Annotated in this window: 11 protein-coding genes; 9 read left to right on the forward strand and 2 right to left on the reverse strand. The window is 63.9% G+C overall.

Annotation, left to right across the window (positions count from 1 at the left end):
- Window positions 1-56 precede the first annotated feature (56 nt).
- The 6 genes from AC19YY_RS30245 to AC19YY_RS30270 all read left to right on the forward strand — a co-directional run bounded on the left by AC19YY_RS30245 (window position 57) and on the right by AC19YY_RS30270 (window position 5,520).
- Window positions 57-848 carry a PFL_4669 family integrating conjugative element protein gene (locus AC19YY_RS30245; protein ID WP_500605272.1) on the forward strand — a complete coding sequence of 264 codons (792 nt, stop codon included), beginning with the start codon at window positions 57-59 and terminating at the stop codon, window positions 846-848.
- Complete coding sequence (locus AC19YY_RS30250) at window positions 845-1,396, forward strand: DUF3158 family protein (RefSeq protein WP_500605273.1); 552 nt, start codon at window positions 845-847, stop codon at window positions 1,394-1,396. Before AC19YY_RS30245 ends, AC19YY_RS30250 begins: the two co-directional genes overlap by 4 nt.
- Window positions 1,393-1,788, forward strand: coding sequence for a single-stranded DNA-binding protein (locus AC19YY_RS30255; protein ID WP_500605274.1), 396 nt, complete (start codon window positions 1,393-1,395; stop codon window positions 1,786-1,788). The genes AC19YY_RS30250 and AC19YY_RS30255 overlap by 4 nt, the downstream gene beginning before the upstream one ends.
- A 238-nt stretch (window positions 1,789-2,026) precedes the next feature.
- Window positions 2,027-4,045, forward strand: coding sequence for a DNA topoisomerase III (locus tag AC19YY_RS30260; protein ID WP_500605275.1), 2,019 nt, complete (start codon window positions 2,027-2,029; stop codon window positions 4,043-4,045).
- Window positions 4,046-4,855: 810 nt separating this feature from the next.
- Window positions 4,856-5,104 (forward strand): hypothetical protein, encoded by a 249-nt coding sequence (locus tag AC19YY_RS30265; RefSeq protein ID WP_500605276.1) that lies wholly within the window; start codon window positions 4,856-4,858, stop codon window positions 5,102-5,104.
- A gap of 23 nt (window positions 5,105-5,127) precedes the next feature.
- Window positions 5,128-5,520 carry a hypothetical protein gene (locus tag AC19YY_RS30270; protein WP_500605277.1) on the forward strand — a complete coding sequence of 131 codons (393 nt, stop codon included), beginning with the start codon at window positions 5,128-5,130 and terminating at the stop codon, window positions 5,518-5,520.
- A 158-nt stretch (window positions 5,521-5,678) separates the two neighbouring features.
- Here AC19YY_RS30270 and AC19YY_RS30275 read toward each other — a convergent pair whose 3' ends face one another.
- A complete protein-coding gene (locus AC19YY_RS30275) occupies window positions 5,679-6,164 on the reverse strand; it encodes a hypothetical protein (protein ID WP_500605278.1) in 486 nt (161 codons plus the stop codon).
- Between the two features lie 7 nt (window positions 6,165-6,171).
- Entirely contained in the window at window positions 6,172-6,798 is a 627-nt protein-coding gene (locus tag AC19YY_RS30280; protein WP_500605279.1) for a hypothetical protein, read from the reverse strand.
- A 113-nt stretch (window positions 6,799-6,911) separates the two neighbouring features.
- On the opposite strand from AC19YY_RS30280, the gene tnpA reads away from it, so the two are divergent.
- From tnpA to tnpC, 3 genes are all read left to right on the forward strand, one after another.
- Window positions 6,912-7,208, forward strand: coding sequence for an IS66 family insertion sequence element accessory protein TnpA (gene tnpA / locus AC19YY_RS30285; protein WP_500605280.1), 297 nt, complete (start codon window positions 6,912-6,914; stop codon window positions 7,206-7,208).
- Window positions 7,208-7,546: an IS66 family insertion sequence element accessory protein TnpB gene (gene tnpB, locus AC19YY_RS30290; protein ID WP_500605281.1), complete on the forward strand. Its 339-nt coding sequence runs from the start codon at window positions 7,208-7,210 to the stop codon at window positions 7,544-7,546. The genes tnpA and tnpB overlap by 1 nt, the downstream gene beginning before the upstream one ends.
- Before the next feature lie 63 nt (window positions 7,547-7,609).
- Window positions 7,610-9,032: IS66 family transposase (tnpC, locus tag AC19YY_RS30295; protein ID WP_500605282.1), on the forward strand; the 1,423-nt coding region annotated here is incomplete at its 3' end.

Consider the following 9,032-nt stretch of genomic DNA (forward strand, 5'->3'; position numbering starts at 1 on the left):
CGCCTTCCGCGCGCTGCTCAAGCTGGCGACTCGTTCCCTCTACGCGAGTCGTCCTCATGGCCACCGACACCTCCTTGCAACTGAATCTCGGATCGCTGCGCAGTGCCATGTCGCTGACGCTGCACACCCATCACGCCTCGCGCATCTGGCACGGCCGAGCGGCCAGCGAGGGCAAGCCCGGCATCGTCGGCTTGAACGGCTTCATCGCCATCGCCAACAAGATCAAGCGCGGCGCCGAGCAGGACGATCCCTACTCGGACTGGTGGATGCTGAGGATCGAGGAAAAGCTGACGCAGACCAAGGACAGCCTGCAGGCCTTGCGTGACCAGGTCGACCAGGCCCTGGCCGACGTGCCGCCGGCGCTGTCGTTGGGCGAGAACATGAACGTGCAGCCGGTGAAGCTGCCGCTGTTCGTCAACGCGCAGCTCGGCTTCCTCGCGGTGTACTTGCTGGCCGACTACGACGACCTGGCGCGCAAGCTGATCCTCGCCCACCACACCGCGCTGATTGATCGCAGCACGCTTGAGCGCTGGCTCAACGAAGGGGCGCACGCCCTGCGCAGCCTGTTCTCGCTGGCGCAACAGTACCGCTACTCGGGTTGCACCCGGGATGACTTCGCGGCCAAGAATGCCGCCGCCCGGGCCGCCCTGGAGAAGCTTGGGGAACTGCCGCAGGAGGTGCTCGAAGGCGCGCTGCGTTCGCGCTATGCCCCACCGATCATCCGGCGCTCGGCGCTGGCCGCCTCGGCTCAGCAGGATGCCGCGGATGCCAGTGACGACGATGCCCTGCCTGAAAGCGCCGATATCACCCTGACCGCGTCCGGCGATAACGAGGAGGCATCCGCATGACGTCGACTTCGAGTTCTGCGGCAACGCGCCGCTTCTACCCTCTGGAACAGGCCGACTTCCTCAAGCTGGAACAGGCCGCCTCTCTAAAAGGCCTTTTACAGCCTTTTAAAGGTAAGGGGGCACTTACCCAGTGGGCCAGCCAGTGCCACAGGCTTCGTGATGAGCTGATCGAGCTGGCGCAGCGACGCGTCCTGGCGCAGGCGAATGCCTACCCCTTCCGCCTGCTGCCGGTGGAGCTGGCCCAGCAGACCACGGGCGCCGGCACGACGTTTCTGCGCTGGCGCAAGCCGGATCGCTCGGCCATGGGCGTGGCGCTGTGGCAGGCACTGATCGCCAGCGCCACCACGCCCGACACCCTGCTCGATGACCTCTACGCCATGGAGGTGCAGCGCATCGTGCTGAACATGCAGATCAGCCTCCTGCACACGCTGGGCCGCCAGACTCACGAGTGCGCCAGCAAGGTGGCCCAGGCCGAATCGCTTTACCTGCAGCGTGTCCCTGGAGGCGCTGCGTCCAGCCGTACCACCTGTTCCAAGGAGTCACTATGAGCACGCACTTTGTTGGCGAAGGCAACATCGGTTCTGCGCCGGAGTTCAGGGAATTTCCGAGCGGCAACGACGAGCCCAGGCGGCTGTTGCGCTTGAACGTGTATTTCGACAACCCGGTTCCGACCAAGGAGGGCTATGACGATCGCGGTGGCTACTGGGCGCCCGTGGAGCTGTGGCACCGCGACGCCGAGCACTGGAAAACGCTGTACCAGAAAGGCATGCGCGTCCTGGTGGAAGGTCGCACGGTGCGCGATGAGTGGGAGGACGCCGACGAGAACGAGCGTGTGACCTTCAAGATCGAGGCGCGGCGTGTCGGCATCCTACCGTACCGGCTCGAAGCCGTAACCCTGAGCCCGAAACCGGCCAGCGAGCCCGCCCAGCCGGCCGAGTGATACCGCAAAAGACCGCCATGGAACTATCCCCAGGGGATAGTTCCATGGAGTTCCACTGAGTTCCGGCGACGCCGTGAACGAAGCTGCAGGTGATTGAGCAACACTGGCCCTGTTCACATCCCTGAGAGGATGCCTCCCCCGCACAACTGGGGCGCTGCCGCTGCCACGTTATTTGCTGTCGCCGAGATCGCGGATGGCCATGCTGAGGCTCACTCGATGTCCCTACCCCGGAGCCTGTATGCGCCTGTTTCTCTGCGAGAAGCCATCCCAGGGCAAAGACATCGCCCGTGTGCTAGGCGCTGGTCAGCGCGGCAGCGGCTGTTACAGCGGAGCAGGTACCGTGGTGACCTGGTGCATTGGTCACCTGATCGAAGCGGCGCCACCGGAAGCCTATGGCGAACAGTACAAGCGCTGGTCGCTCGAGCAGCTTCCCATCATTCCCGAACGCTGGCGGGGCGAGCCGAAAGCCGCAACCGCTGCGCAATTGAAGATCGTCAAACAGCTGGTCGGCCAGGCCAGCGAGCTGGTGATCGCCACCGACGCCGACCGCGAAGGCGAGATGATCGCTCGCGAGATCATCGACCTGTGCGGCTATCGCGGGCCCATCCAGCGGCTGTGGCTGTCGGCGCTCAACGACGCGAGCATTCGCAAGGCGCTGGGCGCGCTGAAGCCGTCGAGCGAGACGCTGCCGCTGTACGCTGCGGCGCTCGCGCGCTCCCGCGCCGACTGGTTGGTCGGCATGAACCTGAGCCGCCTGTTCACCCTGCTGGGGCGTCAGGCTGGCTACGACGGCGTGCTATCGGTCGGCCGGGTGCAGACACCGACGCTGGCCCTGGTGGTCACGCGCGACCGCGAGATCGCGGGCTTCGTCTCGGTGCCATTCTGGAGTATCGAGGTCAGGCTATCGGCAGGCGGGCACAGCTTCCTCGCCAGCTGGATCGCCGCCGACGACTGCAGCGATGCTGCCGGACGCTGCCTGCAGCAGGCGGTGGCCCAACAAGCCGCCGATCGCCTGCGCGCAGCCGGCAGCGCCCAGGTGGTCGCCGTCGCAACGGAGCGCGTGCGTGAGGTGCCACCGCTGCCCTTCGACCTGGGCACGCTGCAGGAGGTGTGCTCGCGGCAACTCGCCCTGGACGTGCAGGAGACGCTGGACATTGCCCAGTCGCTGTACGAGACGCACAAGGCGACGACCTATCCGCGCTCGGATTCGGGTTACCTGCCCGAGAACATGTTCGCCGAGGTGCCGGCCGTACTCACGGCCGTGCTCGCCACCGACCCCAGTCTGCCCCCGCTGCTTGAGCAGCTCGACCGGACTCAGCGCTCACGCGCCTGGAACGACAGCAAGGTGTCGGCCCACCATGGCATCATCCCGACGCTGGAGCCGGCCAACCTGGCGGCCATGAGCGACAAGGAACAGGCGGTCTACAGGCTGATCCGCGCGCATTATCTCGCGCAGTTTCTGCCGCATCACGAGTTCGACCGCACCACGGCGCAGTTGCGTTGCGGCGGGCAGCCCCTGCAAGCCGTTGGCAAGCAGGTGATCGTCCCCGGCTGGCACCAGGTGCTGGCCGAACCGGAAGCGGACAACGCCGACGGTGAAGCGGCCCCGCGCAGCCAGGTGTTGCCGGCGCTGCGCGAAGGACTGTCTTGCCAGGTTGATCACGTCGATCTGAAAGCCCTCAAGACGCAGCCGCCAAAACCCTATACCCAAGGCGATCTGATCAAGGCCATGAAAGGCGTCGCCAAGCTGGTCACCGACCCGCGGTTGAAGCAGAAGCTGAAAGAGACCACAGGCATCGGCACCGAGGCCACCCGTGCCAGCATCATCAAAGGCCTGCTCGAGCGCGGCTACCTGCTCAAGAAGGGTCGCGCCGTGCGCGCCTCCGGCGCGGCGGGCACGCTGATCGATGCGGTGCCCGCGGCCATCACCGATCCCGGTACGACCGCGGTCTGGGAGCAGGCCCTGGACATGATCGAAGCCGGCGAGATGACGCTGGAAACCTTCGTCGCCAAGCAATCCATGTGGATCACCCAACTGGTGCAGCAGTACCGCGTGGCCACCCTGGCCATCAAACTCCCGGAGGGCGCCGCCTGCCCGCTGTGCGGCAGCGCCACGCGTCAACGCACCGGCAAGACCGGCCCGTTCTGGTCCTGCTGCCGCTATCCCGATTGCAGAGGCACCCTGCCCGTCCAGAATGGCCGGCAGGCCGGTACCAAGCGCAGCACCTCACGCAAGCCGCGGCAGATGCCGAAATAGTTCGTAGGTTCGTCTCCCCATCGTATCGACCTGGGTCGATGCGCACCCCTCGCGCCCGCGGGGAACCCAGCACGCCTTCTCCTTCTGCAACGCGTGCCCGTCACCAGCGAGTCGCTGGGTCGACGGGAAGGCTGACTCATCCAGCGTCCATATACCCGGACAGGTTGATCCGCTGAGTGTCGCGATGAAGGGTCCCCTGGTGCCTTGTCTCAATAGCAGGACGAGCCCCCAGGAGACCCTTCGGGTCGAATGGTATTCAGTGCCGGTGCCCACCGGCGAAACAACGGGCTCCTTTTGTGCGCGGATGCGTGCCAAAGGATATCGACCCCAGCCACGACACGGGTCGAGTGCAATTGCTGCGACAGCGGATGGCTTTGACGACGGCCATGCCCTGCATCAGCTCACAGGTGGTGTCTTGCTCGACAGCCGAAGGCCCCAGGTCTTCGGCGCCTTTTCTCCTGCCTACCCAGTGCGCCGACGCATCGGCGCCGAGCCAGCGACTGAATTAGCCGAAATGCACCCTCAGCCCAACTGACAGCGAGCGCTTTTCCCTGCAGAACGCGAGTGCTCCGGCCGCCCGCAAAATCAGGAGGCTACCGGTTTCCCATTTCCCGCTGACTCACCTCCCCTTGCCGCTCGAAGCTGTCTCCATGTGTCGTCGACCTCGGTCGACACCATGCCGCAGCACGGGGCCTCGGCTGCACCGCGGAATCCTCCGCGCCTCCCCAACCAGTCCGCTCCGCACCGCCTTGCGGACGAACGCCCACAAAGCGTCGGTGCCTTGCTCCATTCCAGCCAGGAGGCTCCTCCATGTCCCATACCCCTCCCGCGCCGCCCTGTCCCTCCCAGGCCCAAGCCGAACTTATCGGCTACCTGGCCCTGACCTACGTGAGTAAACGCCTGCCTCTACAGGTGCGCCAAAGCGCCGCCGGGCACTTCATCGGCACTGCCGACGACAACGGGCCAGTCTCGCGTGAATCCGTCGAGTACTTCCGCTCATACGAAGCTGCAGAGCAGGCCCTGAGCACGGGGCGCTGGCAGCAGCGCCTCCATCCCTGAACCCAACCCATCGGGAGAACCTCATGAATCAGTCTTTACCCCCAGACGTACTTGATCAGATCGCGCAGGAAATGCTGCATTTCAACAATGCCCCCGCGGCTTTTTTGCAGGCATGGAAACGCGGTGTCCAAATCGCCGGTGCCGAGTGGTTCGGCGATGGCACTCACGCCGGGCTGCAGCAAGCCAAGAGCAAGTGGCAGCTGCGGCCGAATGTGCAGCGGCTCAACGAGGCCCTGGGCGTGTTGAGCAGCGGCCAACGGCTGTTCCTTGCCACGATGGTCAGCTTTTACAACGCCAGTGAAGGCGGCGCGATGCTCAAACGCTGCCAGTTCGAGGGGCTTGCCGATCTTGGCGGTCTCGATCTGGAACGCCGCAAGGTCATCGCCGACCTGGTGCTCCACTACGACGGCTGGTGAATCCATCTCGGCGCACTACAGTCCTTCATCCCTGCCTACTACCCAGGAGGGGCACGTGTTCACACCAGAACCGTGTTCCTTCTCGTAAGACAGCATAGCTTCCGCGCCTTGCGATTGACGGCATCGCATAGCGCGTCTGGCTCGGCTAGCCCATCTTGTCAACCCTTGAAGATACGTTCCAGAAGCTGATGGATCTTCGGAACCCGATCGACGTAGACAAGCAAGCTCCCCATGAGGGTACCCACCAGCAGGGCCGAAAAGACTCGAATTGCAATCAGACTGCCTAGTGTCCAAACCGCCTCTGGTTCGGTCCAGCCACCAAATGCACTGATAACCTCATCAGTTGTCGAATCGGGCATCACTAAAAGGAACTTTTCTACAGCGTCTTGGTAGATAAACCCACCAAGCACCCGACCACCATCGCCTTCATGCACAAAAAGCGAGTGCCCCCCAATAAATAGGATGATGCATATCAGTATGATGGTGAAATGCTGTACGAGCGATAATCGCTTTCTCCCGCGGCGAGGTGCCTTCAGATGCAGGAGAAGACCAAAGACAACCATCGCAAAGACCGCTCCCCCGAACCAACTGGCACTGTATGGAAGAAGCCACTCGAAAAAATCTATCACCTCGTTGATCCACATGCCTGCATCACTCGAAGGGCAAGAGCGGGAGGTCGATAGGCCAGTCGAAACCAGAAAGCATGTAAAAATCCTTGATCTGCGACCGCCGGATTGCACCAGCCTCCAGCCATTCGGCCCAGATGCCATAATGGAATCCCACCGACAGCATCTCCCGCCCCTCGTGACACGCTGAAGCGCTGAATGTTTTGGTTCTCTGCGACTCCACGACGTGCCCATGAGCCGCGAAGCCGAACAGCGCATACCGAATCTTACAGCTCGCTGGAATTCCCCCATCCGGTGGGTTGGTCGCCATGACAAGCACAGCCCGCGTGGTGGTCATACCCGACCGGGAAAGCGAGACGGCCTCATGAAGCCCTTTATTGGCATCGTGGGCAAGCCGGATAGCACGCTCTAAGTCTTCAGGGTGATCCGACTTAGCCAACCAAACAATGGATTCGGCATTCTCACGCCAATGTGCAATAACTCCGGCCGGTAAACCATTACGTGAGTGCAGAGCATCTTGAAACGTACTGGCGAGCGCGGAGAACGCGTTGTTCATATCGGGTGATTCCAATGTCGCTGCCTGGAACGACAGCTCACGCACCGCGCGCCCAGCCCGGGTTACTTCAGTTGGTGCACCGATGTAGAAACGCATCGACTCATCGTCGATGCCCTCGATCTGCGGAACGAGGGTAAGCGTCCAGCCCGCCCACCTTTTCCTCGAACACCTCGGCCCGCATCCTCTGCATTTTTCAACAGGGGATTCACATGGAAACGATGCACGCGCGGCGGGAGTTCTGGGCTGAGCATGTCCAGGCCTGGCGGAACAGCGGGCTGACGCAGGTCGCTTACTGTCAGCAACATGAGCTTAAACCCAAGGCGCTGGCCTACTGGATCAGGCGCAGCAAGCAGACGGCTACGCCGTTGACCCTGGTGCCGTTGGCGGTGCGGGAGTCATCCGTCGCCGAGGCGTTGCTGCTGCAACATGCCAGCGGCTGGCAGTTGGCATTGCCGGCTGGCGTCGATGCGGTCTGGCTGGCCGGGTTGCTGCGGGGGATGGCCTGATGCTGATGCCGGCACAGGTTTGGCTGGTGGTCGAGCCGGTCGATATGCGCCTGGGGATCGATGGGCTGTCGGCGCACATTCAGCAGGCGCTCGGGCGCCCACCCTGCGATGGCACGGCCTATGCCTTTCGTAATCGGCGCGGCTCGCGGCTCAAGATGTTGCAGTGGGATGGGACCGGTGTGTGGCTGAGCCAGAGGCGTCTGCATCAGGGCCGTTTCCTGTGGCCCAGCGCCGACGACAGGCTGTTCACCTTGACCCAGGCGCAGTGGCAATGGCTGATCGCCGGCGTCGATTGGCAACGCCTTGAGGCGCGTCCGATGGGGCATTGGAAAGTGTGAAAAATAACGCCTGAAAGCCAGTATTTACGGGCCTTTCAGGCGGGTTTTCGGTAGAATTCGCGCATGCTTTTAACCGCCGAACTCGCCGCCCTGAACCTCGACCCTGCCCAGCAGGAAGGCGTCGTTGCCGCCGTCCTACCGCTACACGCCGAGGCCGAAAAGCTGCGCGCCCAAGCCAAGCTCGACGCCCTGAAGATCCAGGCACTGACCCTTGAACTGGCGCACCTGCGGCGCATTCGTTTCGGCGTCAAAAACGAAGCCCTGTCGCCGGAGCAGCGCGATCTGTTCCGTGAGACGGCTGACGCCGACTGCGCCGCCATCGAGGCCGAAGTCGAGCAACAGGTGCCGGAGCTGCGCAGCCAGCGCCAACGCGCCGGTCGTCAGCCCTTGCCGGAGCACCTGCCGCGCATCGAGCACCGTCACGAACCCGAGACCTGCACCTGCGGCCAGTGCGGCGGCGAGCTGGTCAAGATCGGCGAAGACATCAGCGAACAGCTCGATGTGGAACCGGCCAAGTTCTTCGTACACCGCCACATTCGCCCGCAATACGCCTGCCGCCCGTGCGCAAGCATCACCGCCGCTCCGGTTCCTCCCGCGGTGATCGACGGCGGCATGGCCGCCCCGGGCCTGATTAGCTGGGTGCTGATCGGCAAGTACGTCGATCATCTGCCGCTCTACCGCCTTGAACAGATCGCTGCCCGTGACGGCGTCACCCTGGCCCGCTCGACCCTGGCCGAGTGGGTCGGGCGCTACGGCGCGGCCTTGCAGCCCCTGGCGGATCGGCTGAGCGAGTTGCTGCGACGACGACCCGTGCTGCACGCCGATGAAACGCCCGTGCAGCAACTCGATCCCGGCCGGGGCAAAACCAAACGCGCCTACCTCTGGGCCTACCGCAGCAACGACCTGGACGAGGGACCGCGGATCGCCGTGTTCGACTATCAGACCGGGCGCAGCGGTGCGCACGCACGGGCGTTTCTGGGCGACTGGACAGGTCATCTGGTGGTGGACGATTACGGCGGCTACAAGGCGCTATTCCGGGCAGGCATCACCGACGTGGGCTGCATGGCCCATGCCCGGCGCAAGTTCTTCGAGCTGCACGCGGCCAACCAGAACCCGGTAGCTGCCGAGGCCTTGCGGCGCATCGCCGAGCTCTATGCGATCGAAGCGCGCGGCCGCGACCTCGACGGCAGCGCACGGCAGATGCTGCGCGGACAAGAAGCCCTGCCCAAACTGCAGACCATGCATGACTGGCTGCAGCTGACGCGGCAAGGCGTGGCCAACGGTGGCAGCCTGGCCAAGGCCATGGACTACAGTCTGAAACGCTGGCCGGCGCTGTCACGCTACGCACAGAGCGCCACCCTGCCGATCGGTAGAGTCGGGATGTGGCGCGGTGGCTTGCGCTCCGTTTCCACACCCCGCTCGTCAAACCGGACGTGCGCTATTAACGCATCCGGCTTTCGTCCAAGATCGATAGGTCTTCGCGCTC

Source organism: Pseudomonas sp. MF09156, assembly GCF_059862305.1.